This window comes from Brevibacillus antibioticus, assembly GCF_005217615.1.
Lineage (GTDB): Bacteria > Bacillota > Bacilli > Brevibacillales > Brevibacillaceae > Brevibacillus > Brevibacillus antibioticus.
Genome location: NZ_SZNK01000001.1, coordinates 3,636,820 through 3,653,589, shown reverse-complemented (window position 1 = coordinate 3,653,589; position 16,770 = coordinate 3,636,820). Strand labels below are relative to the sequence as shown.

15 protein-coding genes are annotated in these 16,770 nt (G+C 48.0%); 9 read left to right on the top strand and 6 right to left on the bottom strand.

Annotated elements, in window-relative coordinates; translation table 11 throughout:
* The first annotated feature begins 170 nt into the window (after nt 1-170).
* Nucleotides 171-1,418, top strand: coding sequence for an NO-inducible flavohemoprotein (locus E8L90_RS17120; RefSeq protein ID WP_137030494.1), 1,248 nt, complete (start codon nt 171-173; stop codon nt 1,416-1,418).
* Between the two features lie 27 nt (nt 1,419-1,445).
* Here the strand turns inward: E8L90_RS17120 and E8L90_RS17115 are convergent, their stop codons facing one another.
* Nucleotides 1,446-1,955, bottom strand: a complete 510-nt coding sequence (locus E8L90_RS17115) for a Crp/Fnr family transcriptional regulator (RefSeq protein ID WP_137030493.1) — start codon at nt 1,953-1,955, stop codon at nt 1,446-1,448.
* Between the two features lie 165 nt (nt 1,956-2,120).
* Between E8L90_RS17115 and E8L90_RS17110 the strand changes: the two genes are divergently transcribed.
* The 7 genes from E8L90_RS17110 (at nt 2,121) to E8L90_RS17075 (ending at nt 10,716) form a co-directional block, all read left to right on the top strand.
* A complete protein-coding gene (locus E8L90_RS17110) occupies nt 2,121-3,062 on the top strand; it encodes an MBL fold metallo-hydrolase (protein WP_137030492.1) in 942 nt (313 codons plus the stop codon).
* 126 nt (nt 3,063-3,188) lie between these two features.
* Entirely contained in the window at nt 3,189-4,979 is a 1,791-nt protein-coding gene (locus E8L90_RS17105) for a M3 family oligoendopeptidase (protein ID WP_137030491.1), read from the top strand.
* Nucleotides 4,980-5,159: 180 nt separating this feature from the next.
* Entirely contained in the window at nt 5,160-6,122 is a 963-nt protein-coding gene (locus tag E8L90_RS17100) for a metal-dependent hydrolase (RefSeq protein WP_137030490.1), read from the top strand.
* 451 nt (nt 6,123-6,573) lie between these two features.
* The gene (locus tag E8L90_RS17090; protein WP_137030489.1) at nt 6,574-7,494 is read left to right on the top strand and encodes an ArsR/SmtB family transcription factor; all 921 of its coding nucleotides are present in this window, start codon (nt 6,574-6,576) and stop codon (nt 7,492-7,494) included.
* A gap of 51 nt (nt 7,495-7,545) precedes the next feature.
* Nucleotides 7,546-8,784 (top strand): MDR family MFS transporter, encoded by a 1,239-nt coding sequence (locus tag E8L90_RS17085; RefSeq protein ID WP_137030488.1) that lies wholly within the window; start codon nt 7,546-7,548, stop codon nt 8,782-8,784.
* Between the two features lie 371 nt (nt 8,785-9,155).
* The gene (locus E8L90_RS17080; protein ID WP_137030487.1) at nt 9,156-10,328 is read left to right on the top strand and encodes a bis-aminopropyl spermidine synthase family protein; all 1,173 of its coding nucleotides are present in this window, start codon (nt 9,156-9,158) and stop codon (nt 10,326-10,328) included.
* A 49-nt stretch (nt 10,329-10,377) separates the two neighbouring features.
* Complete coding sequence (locus tag E8L90_RS17075) at nt 10,378-10,716, top strand: DoxX family protein (RefSeq protein WP_137030486.1); 339 nt, start codon at nt 10,378-10,380, stop codon at nt 10,714-10,716.
* Nucleotides 10,717-10,762: 46 nt separating this feature from the next.
* Here the strand turns inward: E8L90_RS17075 and helD are convergent, their stop codons facing one another.
* From helD to E8L90_RS17055, 4 genes are all read right to left on the bottom strand, one after another.
* Nucleotides 10,763-13,123 carry an RNA polymerase recycling motor HelD gene (helD, locus tag E8L90_RS17070; RefSeq protein ID WP_137030485.1) on the bottom strand — a complete coding sequence of 787 codons (2,361 nt, stop codon included), beginning with the start codon at nt 13,121-13,123 and terminating at the stop codon, nt 10,763-10,765.
* Nucleotides 13,124-13,375: 252 nt separating this feature from the next.
* The gene (locus tag E8L90_RS17065) at nt 13,376-13,999 is read right to left on the bottom strand and encodes a DUF6143 family protein (RefSeq protein ID WP_137030484.1); all 624 of its coding nucleotides are present in this window, start codon (nt 13,997-13,999) and stop codon (nt 13,376-13,378) included.
* A gap of 79 nt (nt 14,000-14,078) precedes the next feature.
* Entirely contained in the window at nt 14,079-14,924 is an 846-nt protein-coding gene (locus E8L90_RS17060; RefSeq protein WP_162309098.1) for an arylamine N-acetyltransferase, read from the bottom strand.
* Nucleotides 14,925-15,064: 140 nt separating this feature from the next.
* Nucleotides 15,065-15,439: a DUF423 domain-containing protein gene (locus tag E8L90_RS17055; protein WP_012684886.1), complete on the bottom strand. Its 375-nt coding sequence runs from the start codon at nt 15,437-15,439 to the stop codon at nt 15,065-15,067.
* A gap of 197 nt (nt 15,440-15,636) precedes the next feature.
* On the opposite strand from E8L90_RS17055, the gene E8L90_RS17050 reads away from it, so the two are divergent.
* Entirely contained in the window at nt 15,637-15,819 is a 183-nt protein-coding gene (locus tag E8L90_RS17050; protein WP_137030482.1) for a hypothetical protein, read from the top strand.
* A gap of 277 nt (nt 15,820-16,096) precedes the next feature.
* On the opposite strand, the gene E8L90_RS17045 is transcribed toward E8L90_RS17050, so the two are convergent.
* Nucleotides 16,097-16,693: a hypothetical protein gene (locus E8L90_RS17045; protein ID WP_137030481.1), complete on the bottom strand. Its 597-nt coding sequence runs from the start codon at nt 16,691-16,693 to the stop codon at nt 16,097-16,099.
* Nucleotides 16,694-16,770 lie beyond the last annotated feature (77 nt).

Genomic DNA, 16,770 nt, shown 5'->3' with positions numbered 1-16,770 from the left:
TGGCAATCGTTTCTTTTGCAATAAGACAGTTGGGGATAACTTTTTCTAATGGTGTTTTGCAGTTGTCACAAATCGTTTCTTTTTCCTGTGACCAGAATCACATGTGTATCTGTGAACCTCCCGTACACTTGAAATATAGAAAGAACGAAGCACTTCAAGGAGGTTCTACGATGTTAAGTCAAAAAACCATTGAAATCATAAAATCAACCGTTCCTGTGCTAGAGGTACACGGAACTGCCATTACAAAACGTTTTTATCAAATGATGTTTGCTAAGCACCCTGAGCTTCTCCATATTTTCAACCACGCCAATCAGAAGCAGGGAAGACAGCAAACAGCTCTGGCAAATGCGGTGTATGCGGCGGCTTTGTATATTGATAAGCTGGAAACGATTTTGCCTGTTGTAAAGCAGATTGGACACAAGCACCGTAGCTTGGGAGTGAAGGCCGAACACTACCCAATCGTCGGGGAAAACCTGCTTGCTGCGATCAAGGACGTACTTGGGGATGCCGCTACAGACGAGATTTTACAAGCGTGGGCGGAAGCGTATGGGGTCATTGCGGATGCCTTCATCGGTGTAGAACACGAAATGTATGAAGAGGCGAGCGGACAGCCTGGAGGATGGGAAGATTTCAGAGAGTTTATCGTCCAACGCAAGGTGAAGGAAAGCGACGTGATCACTTCCTTTTATCTGGTTCCGGCGGATGGTCAACCGATCTCTAGCTATGAGCCAGGGCAGTATGTCAGCATCAAGGTAGAATTACCGGGCGAGCAATTTACGCACATTCGCCAATACAGTCTCTCTGATGCACCAGGGAATGAATACAGTCTCTCTGATGCACCAGGGAATGCGTACTACCGCATTACTGTCAAACGCGAGGACGCGATGCAAGATAAACCAGCAGGAAAAGTATCCGTTTATTTGTCAGAGGAAGTGAAGGAAGGAGATAGCTTGCAGTTGTCTGCTCCGGCTGGAGATTTTATCTTACAGCAGAAGGAAAGCCGTCCGGTCGTGCTTCTCAGTGGTGGTGTAGGATTGACCCCAATGATCAGCATGCTGAACACACTGATCAAATCGGGAACAGACCGTCCGATCACCTTCATTCACGCAGCCAAAAACGGAAATGTGCATGCCATGAAGCAGGCAGTAGAGGAGTTGGCCGCAAAGCATCCGCAGCTTTCTGTTCACTGGTGCTATACACAGCCGACCGAACAAGATCGACTGAATGGAGCTTTCCAGAAAGAAGGATATATCGACTTGCCGTGGCTGCAAAAGGTCATCGATACAAAAGAGGCGAGCTACTATTTCTGTGGTCCAATTCCATTCATGAAGACAATCAACGGTGCTCTATTGGAATGGGGAGTGCCAGCAGAAGACATTCATTTTGAGTTTTTTGGTCCGGCAGCGACTTTGGCATAAAGAGGCTCCTACGAAAAAAGTGTATGCTTACTCGCGATTCGCAGCTTGAGCGCGCAGCAGTCGATTTACCGTCTCGCGGCGAAGCCCGATGAGCTGACCGATTTCATCCTGAGTCAGCAATTCCGAAAGCGAGGCGACAGGAATGAATGTCTGAAACCAAAGCTGGAGCTTGCGAAGCTTTTCAGCAGGAGAGACTTCGGTCAGTTGGTCGATACGCTGTTGCATCATCCGCAGCTTCCCTTGCAGCTGTAGCGCGATATCACGACACTTTTCAGGATGATCTTCCAGATGGCGATACCAATCCGGGGCAGACAGCACTTCGACCTCGCAGGTCACGAGAGCGATTGCTGTCCCGTAATAGGGATTCGGGCTCATCAATGAATGATGGGGAATGATTTCATCTGGAACGATAATATTGACCAGCGTCAATGCTCCGTCTGCATGTACCCGAACGATTTTTAACAGACCGCTCTTCAGATGATAGAGCGGTCCAGTTTCGCCTTGTCGGAACAGGACTTCTCCCTTGTGCAGGATCATGGGTTTTTCCTCTATTCTCTACGTTTTTCTCTAGCAATTATAGCAAGTCTGGCATGAGGAAGTAAGCAAGCGTAAAAAGCAGTTTGCCGCTTTTTTAGGCTTGCTACAGCAAGGATGCCTTTTGCTATAATGGGGAAATCATAGCTGGATAAAGGGAGTTGTCTGATGCTCAATTTTTTTACATGGCTAGGCTCCATTGTGGGGGTGCTTCTTATCGGATTCATTGGCTATGTGGCTTACCGCTACTGGTACCATATGGGACAGCTTCCGAAGCCGGAGTTTCGTCATCTGGACACGAAAAAGCCTATGCCTGCCGACTGGAGTCATGATGAGGTCACAATTACATGGATCGGCCACTCGACGATTCTGATCAATATGTTTGGTACGAAAATACTGACGGATCCAGTTTTGGGTGAGAAGCTCGGGATTAAGCTTGCAGGTGTCCATTTTGGCCCCAAGCGCTTTACGCCTCCTGCCCTCGACTTTGCTGAAATTGGCGAGGTAGATATCATTTTGCTATCGCATGCCCATTTGGATCATGTCGATCTGCCAACCTTGCAGAAAATAGCGAATCGATCCACACATGTCATTACAGCGTACCAGACGAGCAAGCTGTTCAAGCATATGCCATTTGGTTCGTATGAGGAAATGCAGCCAGGTGAAGCCGTTACAACCAAAGAAGGAGTGACGGTTACTGCGATTCCTGTCCGACATTGGGGCAACCGCTTTCCATGGAATCATGAGTATGGCTACAACGGCTATATGATTGAGAAAAATGGCGTGCGCATCCTCTATCCAGGCGATACCGCTTATATCTCCATGGAAAATTTGCCAAAGCAATTCGGGCCTATTGATCTGGTGTTCATGCCGATTGGGGCCTACAAGCCAGATGCGTATCAAGCAGCGCATTGTACGCCAGAGCAAGCATGGCAAATGTTCAAGGAGACAGAAGCCAAGTGGCTGGTGCCCATTCATTGGAATACGTTTGTGCTCTCGCGTGAGCCGGTTGATGAGCCGTTCGAGCGTCTGTTGGCAGCAGCGGGGGACGAGGGGGACAGGATCGTTGTTGAAAAACAAGGGGAGACGTTTTCAATCCCTGTTCAATAGGTGTGAAAAGTTGGCGACTGCTTATATGGCAGTCGCTTTTTACGTTGATATGAATAAACGGGGCAGGAATAGCTACCTTATTATAGAAATATTTTTATCGAAGGAGTTTTTTGAGGAGGGGTACATATGACAAAAGCATTGCCACAACGCTGGGATATGGATGTAATTTTTCCTGGTGGTAGTGAATCGAAGGATTTTTGGGCGTTTTTAGGGACTGTGGAAGGGGATATTGCGAACCTGAAAGCGCGTTTCGAGCAATCTGGCGCTGGTTTGCATGAAATAGCGGCTTTTAAGGCAGTTGTCACTCAGGTTCAAAGCATTGCCGTGCGGGTGAGACAAGCAGGTGCATTCATTTCCTGCCTGACTGCTCAAAATGTAAAGGATGAGCCAGCCAAACTGCTTGGTGGGCGTGTAAAGAGCATCTCGGCTGCGTTTGGTGGAGTATTGACGCGCTGGGAAGAGCAGCTGCTGGCGATCGATGAGGCTGCATGGGAGAATCTGTTGGCAGACGAAGAATTGCAACCGCTTGCTTTTGTGCTGAATGAGCGCCGTCGCCGTGCACAGGAAAAGCTGTCGCCTGAACAAGAAGTGCTGGCAAACGATTTAGCCGTAGATGGGTATCACGCTTGGCAAGATTTGTACAACACGGTCGTGGGACGAATGACCATTGAGGTTGAGATCAATGGAGAGACGAAGCAGATGTCCGTGGGGCAAGCTTCTAACCTGATGAGCAGTCCTGACCGTGCTGTTCGTGCCCATGTTTTTGAAAAGTGGAAAGAAGCTTGGGGTAAGGAAACGGAGCTGTGCGCGCAGGCGCTGAATCACTTGGGTGGTTTCCGTCTCGCTCTGTACCGTCATCGCGGCTGGGATTCCGTCCTGCGTGAGCCGTTAGATATTGGGCGGATGCAGGAAAAAACACTCGATGCCATGTGGCAGGCCATCGACAATCGCAAGGATCGTCTGGTTGCCTACCTGGAGCGCAAGGCAAAGCTGCTCGGTGTAGATAAACTGAGCTGGTACGATGTAGGAGCTCCAGTCGGTAAGGTACATAAAGAAGTGTCTTACGATGAAGCAGCTGCCCTGATCGTTGAGCACTTCAACCGCTTCAATCCGAGCATGGCTGAGTTTGCGCAGAAGGCATTCGATGAGGGCTGGATCGAGGCAGAGGATCGTCCTGGCAAGCGCCCAGGCGGATTCTGCACGAGCTTCCCAGTCAGCAAGCAGTCCCGCGTGTTCATGACATACGCGGGAAGCGCAAGCAATGTATCCACACTGGCACATGAGCTGGGGCATGCATATCATCAGCAAGTCATGTGGGATTTGCCAGCACTTAACCAAAACTACGCAATGAACGTAGCGGAAACAGCATCGACTTTCGCAGAGATGATCCTTGCTGACGCCGCTGTGAAAAATGCAGCCAATGACGATGAAAAACTGGTGCTCCTGGAAGATAAGCTGCAATCCATGATCGCGTTTTTCATGAACATCCACGCTCGTTTTATTTTCGAGAAAAACTTCTACGAGAAGCGCAAAGAAGGTCTCGTAAGCGCGACTGATCTCGACCGAATCATGGAAGAAGCGCAAAAGCAAGCGTACAACGGAGCTTTGGCAGATTACGAGCCGCACTTCTGGGCATCCAAGCTGCATTTCTATATCACGTCGTATCCGTTCTACAACTTCCCGTACACATTCGGGTACTTGTTCAGCATGAGTGTCTATGCACGTGCGCTCGAAGAAGGTGAGAGCTTCGCGCCGAAATACGATGCACTGCTCCAAGATACGGGCCGCCTGATGGTGGAAGACTTGGCGAAGAAGCATCTCGGCGAGGATATGACGACAGTTGAGTTCTGGCAAAAAGCTGTTGATCTGGCTGTGGCAGACATCGAAGAATTCCTGCGCCTGACAGAAGAAGCATAAATTCCTGAATAAATAAGCTCCAAGCAGTCTGTCGCTTTTCTGACAGGCTGCTTTTTCGTTGAGAGATTGTGAATATTGCAGGAGAAATCTTCGGATAACCTTTACCTGCGGTTTATAGAATCCTCGCCATTTTTTCGTACAGTAAAAGGGAAGGGAATACTTGCAAAGGGAGGAATCGTAATGGACACTGGGAGTCATCTTTTGTTGGGTGTCACACTGGCGGGCTTAGCTCATATTACGACGGCAGTGGCACATGATCCAGCACTTGCGCAGGCGCTGATGGTTGCAACGGTAGTGGGATCTCATGCCCCGGATTTCGACACTGTGGCCAGACTCCGCGGTATTTCTTTTTACATTCGCTTTCATCGGGGAATAACTCATTCGCTTCCCGCTTTGTTTCTGTGGCCGCTTATCATCAGTCTTCCGCTTGCCTGGGGGTTTGGTCTCATGGGGCAGTTCGGGATTTTGTACGGATGGACGCTGTTGGCTGTTGTGCTGCATGTTTTTCTCGATATGCTTAACGCATATGGAGTTCAATGTACTCGTCCTATTAGCAAGCGCTGGGTGCATTTGGATGTGCTCGCGATATTTGAACCACTGGTGTTCGCGGTTCATTTGGCAGCGGCGATATGGTGGATAGCTTTTAACGGAAATCCCAGCGTGTTATTTCCGGTAGCCTATGGCATGACGCTCCTGTATATTGGCGTGCGGGCTTGGCAGCATCACCGTAACGTCAGACGGGTAGCAAGGGCATTGGAAACAAGCGGCATATCCCATGTTTTCCCGAGCATGCATCCTTTTCGCTGGCGATTCGTCGTAGAGACGGAAGAGCTGTTTTACACAGGGAGAATCGAGTATGCACGTGTGATACTGGAGGATATGTATCCGAAGCAGCAGCGTGATGCGATCATTCAGGCTACTGTCGGTGTGGACGGCGTTCGTACTTTTCTCGGATTTGCGCAACGAATCCACGTCACGTGGAAGGAGATTGCCGACGGTTATGAAGTTACATGGAGCGATGTGCGCTTTTGGTACAACCGCAAGCTGCCATTTGGCGTAGATGTTGTCTTGGATCGTGATTTGAACGTCGTTGATCACCGGTTGGGTTGGCGAAAAAAAGCGTGGGACCCGCCGTTTGTATAAGGGAAGCTAGTATAGGTAAGCCCCGTCAGTTTGGTAAAGCTGGGGGCTTACTTTTTTTGTGTGAACAAGGAGCCTCAGCATCTGCTTCTTGCATTATTTGAGTAAAACTTTTGCCAAAGGTTTAAATGGTATCGATAAACCAACAAAGCTGGTTAGAAGAAAAAGCACAGAGCTCGTAGACCTTGACAACGCCTCTCCAGTTGGAACTTTCAAAAGGGGACCACGCTTGTCGAACACTTCTTCCTTGAGATACATCCGCCCGTAGGGTGGCTTTGGCTCGACGGTCCCCTTTTGGAAGTGGAGACGGACAGTGAATCCCCCCTGCAGGCGTGTCAGAGTCGAAGAGCACTGTGCTTTTTCTTCTCCTCCACTATGTTGACCCTAAATGGAACTATGCAAAATCCACCAAGAATGATACACTGAAAAAAACTAAACGTTCGATGGTGATAGAATGAATGGATTATATTCGATCAGAGTGGAATGGTCTCCTGCGTATGAATGTATCATTAGCCTCTACACTTACATTTACGAGAAAGACCGCAAGCATAGTTTGCTTGGTACGGCTTGGTTAGAGGAGACAAAACAAAAGCTCCCGGCGTCTTTTGTAGATGAACTCGCAGATGAACGCTGGGAGGTACTCCACCGCTTGGTGTTGCTTGTAGCACAATCGCCCCAGACCAAATCCGTGGAAGAATTTCTTGAATGGCTGGAAAGTATCCCTCCCGGTGATATCTATGAGCGCCTCGCGCCGTGGGTGGAGACAATCCCGCTAAACTTGGGTGAAATTCGTGATCGCAGCCTATCGTTGCTTACCCGGTGGAATGAATATTATTTTTCGAAGGTAGATCCACGCATTTTGGAGAGTCTACAACGGAGCGCCGATGAGCTGAAAGTCCGCGCCAAAGAAACGCCTCCAATCGATTTGGTCGATCATGTTACGAACGGTATCTGGATTGAGCCGATGGCTGATTTGCGAGAGGTTGTACTGATCCCGCAATATCATTGTGCTCATTCTTCTGTTCTCGACTTTTATCGGGGGCTTGCCACTTGCATGTACCCTGTCAAAGATGCAGCAACGATCAAACCACAGACGCTCCTGGAGCTGTTGCCTATCACACAGTGCCTGGCAGATGAGAAGCGCCTGCAAATCTTGCGCTGCCTGGCAAAAAAGACGTGCACGCTCGGTGAATTACAGAAGCAAGTATCATTGGCAAAAAGCACCGTTCATCATCATGTAACCGCGTTGCGCAGAGCGGGGCTGATTCGTGCTCACTACACAGGAAGTACGACGATTTCCTACTACAGTCTGCGAGAAGCCTTCGTTGAGCGTCTCCCGGTCTTGCTTCGTTCCTTCTTCCATACATCAGAGTAATTTTGCTTACAAAAATAGCATGATTTTGTTGAGAGGGTAGGTTAAATCAGTATGAGCAAAATGAGGCAAGTGTGGGAGGCGTATCACCCGATTGTTCATCTCTTGATGGCAGGGACGGTGTTCGTATCGCTTACCCAATCGATGAGTATCCCTTTTCTGGCCATCTATCTCGGTGAAACGACGAAGCTCTCTCACGCCTATATTGGACTTATTATCGGTGCAGGTCCTTTGGCTGGAACAGTTGGGGGATTTGTTGGTGGAATTCTTTCGGATCTGTTTGGCAGACAAAAGCTGATGTTTTTTTCCTTGCTTGCTATGGCGTGCTCGATTATCGGCTTCATTACGGTGGCTCATCCGATCGGTTTGCTGTTCATCAGCTTGGTTATGGGATTGGCGGCATCGATTTTTGCGACGGTTTCAAAAGCGTTGATGGGTGACTTGACTCCCGAGCATAAACGTTTTCGTGTGTTCTCGAACCGTTATCTTGCGAGCAATCTAGGCTTCGCGATTGGTCCGATGCTCGGTGCTTTTTTGGGGATTTCCGGCAGCAATCTGGCGTTTATTCTGACTGCGGTATCCTTGGTGAGCTTTGCCATCATTTTAGTAATGGCATGTCGGAGCTGTGGCGTCACCGATGATGGTAGGGGGAACGAAGAGGGAAAGCGAGCCAGTTTGGCTGAGATTTGGCAAGTGCTTAGAAGGGATGTCGTCCTTCTTACATTTGTCACAGGCGGAATCCTGTTAGTGACGGTTTATGGTCAGATGTCTGTTACGCTCTCCCAATACTTGCGAGAAAACTTTTCGGAGGGAGTCGCCTTGTTTGGAACATTGATGAGCGTCAACGGATTTACCGTCTTGCTTTTGCAAATTCCTGTAACGAGGCTGGTTGAACGTTATTCCTTGTTTGCGCGGATAGCAGGTGGTGCTGTATTGATGGCCATAGGAGAAGTTGGCTTTGCTTTTTCGCCAGATTGGGCTTGGTTTATTACGGCGATGATCGTCTTTACGCTCGGGGAAATCTTGATCATACCGGCGGAATATGCGCAAATCGACGAGATCAGTCCCGCGAATATGAGAGGGACTTACTATGGGGCACAAAGTGCAACGATGTTAGGCAGCTTTCTTGGTCCATGGGCAGGTGGCATGGTGCTCACCGCATATGGTGGCCCCGTGATGTTTTTGGTCATGGCAGTATTAGCACTGGTCAGCTTGATCTTTTATTGGCTGGGACGCAGGTTGCATGAAAAGCGAAAGCAGCCTAGAAATGCGCTTGTAGAGACTGCCATGTAGCTTCTTGCCGATTAATTGCGATTGCCGTATAATGGAAAGTATCTTATTCAAAAGGGGACGTTTTGATGTCGGTGTGTGTTCTTAACTAGGCAATTGGATAGGGTTCTCCCATTGTTTTTGGCAAAAATCTCATGTCATGTGAGTTTATTTGCTATGGAACAAGGAGGCCTTGATTAGTTAAGAACTTACGGTCATCCATCTACCCATTTGCTCGACTACGGGAACCGTGCTCTTACGCACGGTTTTTTTTGCGTGACTATCCACGCGCACGTAGCGAACGCATGCCCTCAAGGCGGAGATGAACGAATGTTCATGCTCTGCCTTTTTGCATGCAGCGATGGGTCTATCCCTTTTGAAAAGAGGTTTTCTACATGAAAAATTATATCGCAGACACCTATAAACAAGTGCGTTTACAAGAAGGTCAACGAGTGATCGAACAGTTTCTGCTCGCGTGTTATTTTCATCCGGGTTTGCCTACGAAAGAGCTAGCGAGAAAGGTACTCTTGCCTGTACCTGTGGCAACTGCGATCAAAAAAGAGCTGATCAAGGCAGGAGCCATACAGCAAGGGAGCGGGGTAAGATGCACCGCAGAAGGGGAGGCGTTCATTGAGCAAAAGCTAGGGTATGGTGGGCTGGATCGAGAGCTGTACGAGAAGCTAATGGGAGACGACGAAGCTTGGAAAACCGAGCTGGCTGACTTGAAAGCGGAGATGGAGACGATTTTTGCTGGGCGTCCGCAAGTCGATGTACAGATCGATCAGTCCAAATGCACAGTCGAGACGAGCTTGCGCAGGGCCATTTTATGCTTGCGGCATCAGAGCTTGGTGGGCAAAAAAATATTATGCGTCGGGGATGATGATTTGGTCAGTATCTCACTGGGGCTTTTGCTCAAGCGCTTGTTTCCAGAGAAACAGCAACGTCCAGAGCAAATTGACGTAGTCGATATCGATGAACGCTTTCTCCAGTACATTACGGATGTGTCCAAGCAAAACGCATTGTCCGTAGCCTGCCATCAGGCTGATTTGCGACAGCCGCTGCCAAAGAAGCTGCAGGGTGGGTATGATTGCTTTTTTACTGATCCACCTTACACGCTGCAAGGAATGGCTCTGTTTTTATCCCGCGGAATCAGTGGACTACAAAAGCAAAAAGGACTGTCCATCTTCCTGTCCTTTGCGCATAAATCGCCTGATTTCACACTGAATATGCAAAGGGAGTTCGTGCTGGCAGGCTTGACCGTACAAGAGGTGCTCAGTCATTTCAATGAATACGAAGCGGCGCAAATGATTGGAAACAAGGGACAGATGATCGTGCTTACCACAACAGAGCTGACGACTCCGACGATCAAGCATCCATTTCTGAAGTCGCTTTACACGGGCGAAGAGACTCCTTCCAAGCGTGAGTATCTATGCAAGCGTTGCAAGAGATCGATCCAGGTAGGGGCACAGGCAAAAATAGTGACGATTGAGCAATTGAAAAAACGCGGCTGCCCTCGTTGCAAGCACCAGAGCTTTGAACTGTTGTCCCGCCGGAGAGCACAAGACTGATCGTACGCAAGTGGGCATATGGTAGTGGTGGAGGGGAGGGAGAATAGATATGGCTTACGAAAAAGCGTTTGTTTTATTACGGATCGGGACGGGAATCTTGTTTTTCATCCATGGCATAGCCAAGCTGCAAAAAGGGATGGATAATGTCGTGATGACGTTTGGCGATCTCAGCTTGCCGGGGTGGCTGGCGTATCTGGTGTTGATCGTTGAACTGATCGGCGGTCTCGCGCTGATCATTGGGGTAGGGGCGAGATATGCTGCCTGGGGATTAGCTGCGATCATGGCAGGTGCGATTGTGACAGTGAAATGGGCGAAAGGCTTTGTCGGCGGTTATGAGATGGATTTGATCCTGCTGCTTGTCACGATTTGTGTGGGTCTAAAAAGGTGAAAAAAGATCCGGCTGAACCAGTAAGTGGTCAGCTGGATCTCTTTTTTTAAACAAACAGCTCATAATACGCAGGAGAAACGTTATCTAAAAATGGACTTTTTTCACCCGAATAGTAAAGGTGTAGCTCGTGCATGGCTCTTGTACATGCCGTGTAAAAAAGCTTGCGTTCCCTTTCTTCGCTATAGCAGGTGGTGGAAGCATCATAGAGGATGACCGCATCGAACTCGACTCCTTTTGCCAAGTAAGAGGGGATGATCAAGATTCCTTTCTCGAAGGAAAGAGTAGCGGGCTTTATCAAGCGAATCGGCAATCTCTCTTGCAAATCGTCATGAACGATATGGGCTTCCTCTAGCGTTTTGGTGATAACAGCGATCGTCTGATGACCACGATCGGCGAGTTCACGTATGCGTGCTTCGATTTGATCGGTATGAGCTTGAGGAGATGTCACTTTGGTTAGTGTTGGCAAGCGACCGTCACGCATAAAAGGCTCAATCATTTCCCCATTTCGCAAAAGTTGTCGTGTAAACAAGACGATAGGATAGGTGGAGCGGTAGCTTTTGGTCAGGACGAAGCTCTCCGTCTCTTCAGGCTCAAACAAGGATGTGACAGCCTCAAAGCTATTCTGGTGATACGCATGAGCGTAAATCGCCTGATTCCAGTCTCCCAGCACGGTCATTTTGGCACGGGGAAACAAGCTCTTGATGAGAGCGAACTGAAAGGCGGAGTAGTCCTGGGCTTCATCGAGAAAGACATGACGGACGAGATTGTTCGTCTGCTTGCCCTCCAATCGTTCCTGCAAATACAAATAAGGAGGGATGTCTTCACATGCCAAATATTGCTGCTCTAAACGCTCTGCTGTCTGTTCGCACACTGCGGGCCAATTGTCCCATACATCATGTTGGAGAGTGTTTGGCGCAAGTGTCCCGAGCAAGTCAAGTGACAAGAAAAGCTGGCGGTAAATAGCCCGCGTATCAATAAATTGAAGTTCCCGGATAAAATTGCGCAGAGGCTGAAACTGCTTTTTGACGATCCAGTTGGCTAATAGCTCCTGCTCGCGTTCAAAGTCATCGAAGGTATCCTCCCGAAACTGCTTTTTGCGGCGCAGCGATTGATAGGCAGCTACATAAGCGTCCCGGTCAAGCAGCTCCATTTCATCTTCTACCCATGGTTTTGATCGTTCACGCTGTTCCATTTTTTTCAGCTCTGTCAGCAGTGATTTTGCAACGAGTACCATCCGATTGGGGATCGGCAGATTCGTATCGAGAGAATAAAACAGCTCATGGATGTGAGCCGCACTGATTAGAGTCTGATTTCTAAATGTAACGGGGCGAAACATGATACCAGATTGCTTCAAGCTATTCGCGTATTCATCCATGGCCTGCAAAAACAAGGCGCTTGATTTGAAACGGATTCCTTCCAGTCGCGCCTCGTATCCAGGCTGATCATTCGCTGTCAGTACATACTCCATCTGTTCAAGCGGGTTTTCCAGGCGGAAGTCGTCACCGAGACGATGCTCCGCGTATTCCTGAAAAGTCGTTTGCTGCATATTTTCCTCGCCGAGCTCAGGAAGAACGGTCGAGACGTAGCTGTTAAACAAAGAGTTGGGCGAGAACAAGACGATTTGCTCCGCGGTCAATGTCTTGCGATAACGGTATAACAAATAAGCGATTCGTTGCAAAGCCGCAGACGTTTTTCCGCTACCGGCAGCTCCGGAGACGATGACGAGTCGGCTGCGTTCATTTCGGATAATGCGGTTTTGATCCCGTTGGATCGTGGCCACGATGCTTTTCATCTGCGAGTCAGCCTGTTTGCCGAGTACCTCCTGAAGCAGCTCGTCGCCAATCGTCACGCCCGTATCAAACAGGTGCAGCAATTTGCCGTCGCGAATGATGTATTGTCGTTTGCACGTAATCTCTCCATTTATGCTTCCGCTTGGGGTATTGTACTCTGCTGGCCCCGGAGAGTAGTCGTAATACAGACTGGAGATCGGAGCGCGCCAGTCGTAGACGAGAAACTCCTCGTCGTTTTTATCCAGCAAAGAAGCAATGCCAAGATAGATGGCTTCTGGCTTCGATTCTAGCTCTTCCTGAAAATCAATCCTGCCAAAATAGGGAGAGTGCAACAATCGCTGCAGCGTACGCAACTGATTTTGGGCATGGCGATGGATGCGTTCACGCTCGGACAGGACTTCCGCTTGCTGCTTGATACTGGCGTAAGTCTCGGCAGCTTCGGTGGCATCCTCGAAGTTGACTGTCACGTCGTCCCAAAAATGCTTGCGAATTCCGATGATATCCTCGCTCACGACATTCACATGCTCTTTGAGGTCATCTATTCGGTTTTTTATCTCTGAGATGACTTGTTCAACACGTTGTTGTTCGTTTTGCCGATCTTGATCAGTCACGCTCATGGTACCGCTCCTTTTTTGTTCCCCATTTTTGGCCTGATGGTTTGACAATCGAAAGTGAGTGTGGTACTATTATATTGGAGATAGAATAGTACCACACTAGTGATTGACCAACAGACCAATTTTCATTGTATCATGTGAAAATTGGCTTTTCAACATGGTGTAGGAAAAATACAAAGTGAAATGACAGGGAACTCCTTTGGGGTTCCCTTTTTTGTTGCGGTTAGACTTGTCCGTCAAGCATTCCAGTGAGAGCTACCCATATACGGGTTGTTCCCACCAGTCTATTGAAAAGGAAAAGGATGTCTTCTCTCCTGTGTGTGGAACGCGAACGATGAGCGCCATTCCTGGTCCGAGAATCCACTGTCCGCCAGGAGTACCCTCAACTGTGGAGGACGGCGGAATGATTCGTGTGGCGGCATGGATGTGATCAGAAAAGGTATCCGTCATACCAGCGCCATGCAAAAGTTGTCCTTGGGCGGCGGGACAAGCGGGGAGTTGAACATAACCAGAAGTCACTTGACGTGAGAGAGTTGTACCTGTGATTGAGGAGGCTTTGCCAAACAAGAAATGGGCTTCTATCGGATGCGGGGATGGATTGGTGATCATCCAGTGATGGACAAATAAATGAACACCGGAGCGTAAGGGATTCGACAAGGCAGCGATCCCGATAGCCCCATCGCTCACGATCATTTTTTCCGATTGCCCCATGAAGTATTTGCATTGCTCCGCCATCGACATCGCATACGGAATGTGAACACTCCTACTCAGCTGTTCCGTAGCAGAAGGAGTGGGAAACGGATAGTATCCCATCTGCATGTAGACATCTGGTATTCCGCGATAAAAGTACGAGGGGCGAGTATAGGAGGGCTTTGTCATGAGTTCCTCTCCTTGTGAGTGGGATAACTGCTAACCCTACAGCATATGGCAATCACCCATGGAGGGTGTCAGGAAGCCATCAGGACTTGTCAGCGAACACATCGATACCAGCATCAGCAAGGATAGTAACGGCTTCTCGGACTGGAAGTCGAGGCAATCCGAATTCGTGTGTGACAATAAATTCCAACTCGTCGATAGTGCGGAGACGCAGTTTTTGATCTTCACCGTTTTCGTACAGGATGAACAGGGAATTGTTTTTCAGTGATAGACATCGTTTTTGCGAGAGTTGATACATATGGACACGCAGGCATGTTAAGAAAGTAGCATCAGGCTGAAAGGATCGGGCGATGGCTGGTGCTAGATCGGAAAGCTCACGTTTTTGTGTCGGATCGAAGTGCCAGCTATCGTTTACCAGCAATTGATGTCGCATGCGACGAAAACGATAACGGTGTGGATCGGCAGAATCAGGCGAAATCAGGACTGATTCGTAGCCAAAGGAAGATTGGTAGAGAGGATTAGATGTAAAAGGGACAGGCTGAAATAAGGGAGCCGCTGCCGCAACGTCCACATACAGTGGATAAGAAGATTCCAAAAGATCTGTAATTATTATTGCGGCGTGTTCGTCAGCCAGCGAGACGAGATAGCCGTTAAAACCAAGCAGGTGTAGCAAAGCCAAAAAGCTTGCATTATTGGCATAGCAGGTTCCGCCGAAATTGTGGCGCACAGCATTTTCTATGTAGGCAGAAGGAGTAGGGACGCAGCTGTTTTTGTGAAAGTAGTAAGAGAGGAGTTTGCTCACGTTTTCGTAGGGAAACGTTTGTAAATGAGCACGGCACAATGCGGATAGGTAAGGAAGGCTTGCTTCTTCTTGTTTTAATCCGAGCCTGTGCAAATATGTCTTTGCCCAATACGGAATAATTTTCATATCTTTTAGCCCCCTGAAATTAGTATTTATAGAAAAAATTAGACACTCTATTTTAGCAGGAAAGTGAACGATGTAGAGAAAGGTTGGCGAGTAAAGGAAAAAGGCTGGGAATGAAATCCCAACCTTTTGCAAGCTTTTATCTACGATACGGTTTTCCAGGCATGAATCGCAAGCAGCGCCCATCCAGCGAGGAACAAAACTCCGCCAATCGGTGTAATCGCACCGAGAACCTTAATACCGGTCATTGCCAGCGTGTAGAGACTGCCGGAGAAGATCAAGGTTCCGGCTGTAAAGCACCAGCCTGCCCAAACGAGGCCAGAAGAATCCGGGTACCATTTGAGCAACAGGGCAACCAGCACGAGAGCCAGCGCATGTGTCGTCTGATAGGTCACGCCCGTATGGAAAATGCCCAGCGAATATTCGTCCAGTTTTTCCTTCAGTGCATGTGCCCCGAATGCTCCTAACGCAACCGAAAGAAATCCACTGATACTGCCTAGCATCAAAAACAGCTTCATGAGTGTGTCACTCCTTTTTTCGCATAACCTGTACATCTGTCCGACCTCTATTTTAGCGTAAAAAGATAGACATTGCCCAATTGTAATTTGGTGAACGCGCCTTGGACTACCATACAAGCCGCTTGTCAACCTCCGACATAGAGTAAAGTATCGCAGTGGTAACGCTTACAGGCTGCTGCGACGGGAGGTGACGTAATATGAACAAATGGATTTCCAACGTAGGAGGGCTTCTTGGTGGCTACGCATTGTTGAAAGCGCCGTTGGACGGTTCCTTCCTAAGTGGTGTGGACTCGGTGGTGGATGGAGTGGGTCTGATCACTGTGGTCGTATTCGCGGGAGCTCTTATTTATTCTGGTGTACGCGGCTGGTTCCAAGGCTAAGAAGGTAGGACGAAAAAACAAATCAAGGGTGTCTCCAGTCGGGGATGCCTTTTTTCTTCGAAAGGCTGGCACATTGCAATTATTTGTCCTTTACTTGATTACTCTTTTTATTCGTAATGAAATCCATTATAAAGATCAAGGCCACTATAAAAATAGACTGCAATAGAGGTTTTACATAGCTGGATTGATCGTATATAAAGTAAGCGACTATCAAATTGAGTATGAAAGTAAGTAAGTACCCAAAAGTTTTAGATTCTCGACTAGCAAAAAGTCATTATTACTGCAGAGGGTTTTTGTCGTCTTTATGCGTTTCAATTATGTCGACCATCTCATTTAAATGAATGTTCCCTTTTTTATTGTCAGCTTTATCATTATTAACTTTAAATTTTCCTTGGTAGGAACCCACTACTGCATAGTGATCAGTAGAGTTTGTTTTGTTAGCTGGTGAATCATCAACATTTAGAAATAGGAGGACGTTCTCGTTTTCAGTGAATTCTGGTGCGTTTTCCATATCCATAATTATTTTTTCCGTTTTTCCACCGTAAACGCGAACTACGACTTCGTCTAATTCTTCACCTTTATGCGTTTTGTTTACTTTTACTGTGATATCTCGATAAATGGCATCCGCATCCTCAATCGCTTCTGGCTCATTTCCATCCTGTGTATTCCATTGTGGCTGTGTAATGTCATTAATTTTACCCTCAATGATTAAGGAACTTGCTGCAGCCATTTCCTCAGGTGATAATTCGATTAACGTACCTTCCATACGAATTGTTAACTTGGTTGCATTATACTTGTCGTAAACCACATAACCAAGCCCAAAAGCTAAAATCATAGAAGAAGCGATTATTCCGCTTTTCATGTTCATTTTCATTATTTTTCCCTCCTTGTTATTTTTAAACCCAGATGCTATATAGAGTGGTTTATCACATAAGCATCTTTATCATATTT

Coding starts and splice junctions, on each gene's coding strand:
- E8L90_RS17060 (WP_162309098.1), bottom strand. CDS start 14,924: ATGAAAATTATTCCGTATTGGGCAAAGACATATTTGCACAGGCTCGGA.
- helD (WP_137030485.1), bottom strand. CDS start 13,123: ATGAGCGTGACTGATCAAGATCGGCAAAACGAACAACAACGTGTTGAA.
- E8L90_RS17050 (WP_137030482.1), top strand. CDS start 15,637: ATGAACAAATGGATTTCCAACGTAGGAGGGCTTCTTGGTGGCTACGCA.
- E8L90_RS17065 (WP_137030484.1), bottom strand. CDS start 13,999: ATGACAAAGCCCTCCTATACTCGCCCCTCGTACTTTTATCGCGGAATA.
- E8L90_RS17115 (WP_137030493.1), bottom strand. CDS start 1,955: ATGATCCTGCACAAGGGAGAAGTCCTGTTCCGACAAGGCGAAACTGGA.
- E8L90_RS17055 (WP_012684886.1), bottom strand. CDS start 15,439: ATGAAGCTGTTTTTGATGCTAGGCAGTATCAGTGGATTTCTTTCGGTT.
- E8L90_RS17090 (WP_137030489.1), top strand. CDS start 6,574: ATGAATGGATTATATTCGATCAGAGTGGAATGGTCTCCTGCGTATGAA.
- E8L90_RS17120 (WP_137030494.1), top strand. CDS start 171: ATGTTAAGTCAAAAAACCATTGAAATCATAAAATCAACCGTTCCTGTG.
- E8L90_RS17085 (WP_137030488.1), top strand. CDS start 7,546: ATGAGCAAAATGAGGCAAGTGTGGGAGGCGTATCACCCGATTGTTCAT.
- E8L90_RS17080 (WP_137030487.1), top strand. CDS start 9,156: ATGAAAAATTATATCGCAGACACCTATAAACAAGTGCGTTTACAAGAA.
- E8L90_RS17105 (WP_137030491.1), top strand. CDS start 3,189: ATGACAAAAGCATTGCCACAACGCTGGGATATGGATGTAATTTTTCCT.
- E8L90_RS17110 (WP_137030492.1), top strand. CDS start 2,121: ATGCTCAATTTTTTTACATGGCTAGGCTCCATTGTGGGGGTGCTTCTT.
- E8L90_RS17045 (WP_137030481.1), bottom strand. CDS start 16,693: ATGAAAATGAACATGAAAAGCGGAATAATCGCTTCTTCTATGATTTTA.
- E8L90_RS17100 (WP_137030490.1), top strand. CDS start 5,160: ATGGACACTGGGAGTCATCTTTTGTTGGGTGTCACACTGGCGGGCTTA.
- E8L90_RS17075 (WP_137030486.1), top strand. CDS start 10,378: ATGGCTTACGAAAAAGCGTTTGTTTTATTACGGATCGGGACGGGAATC.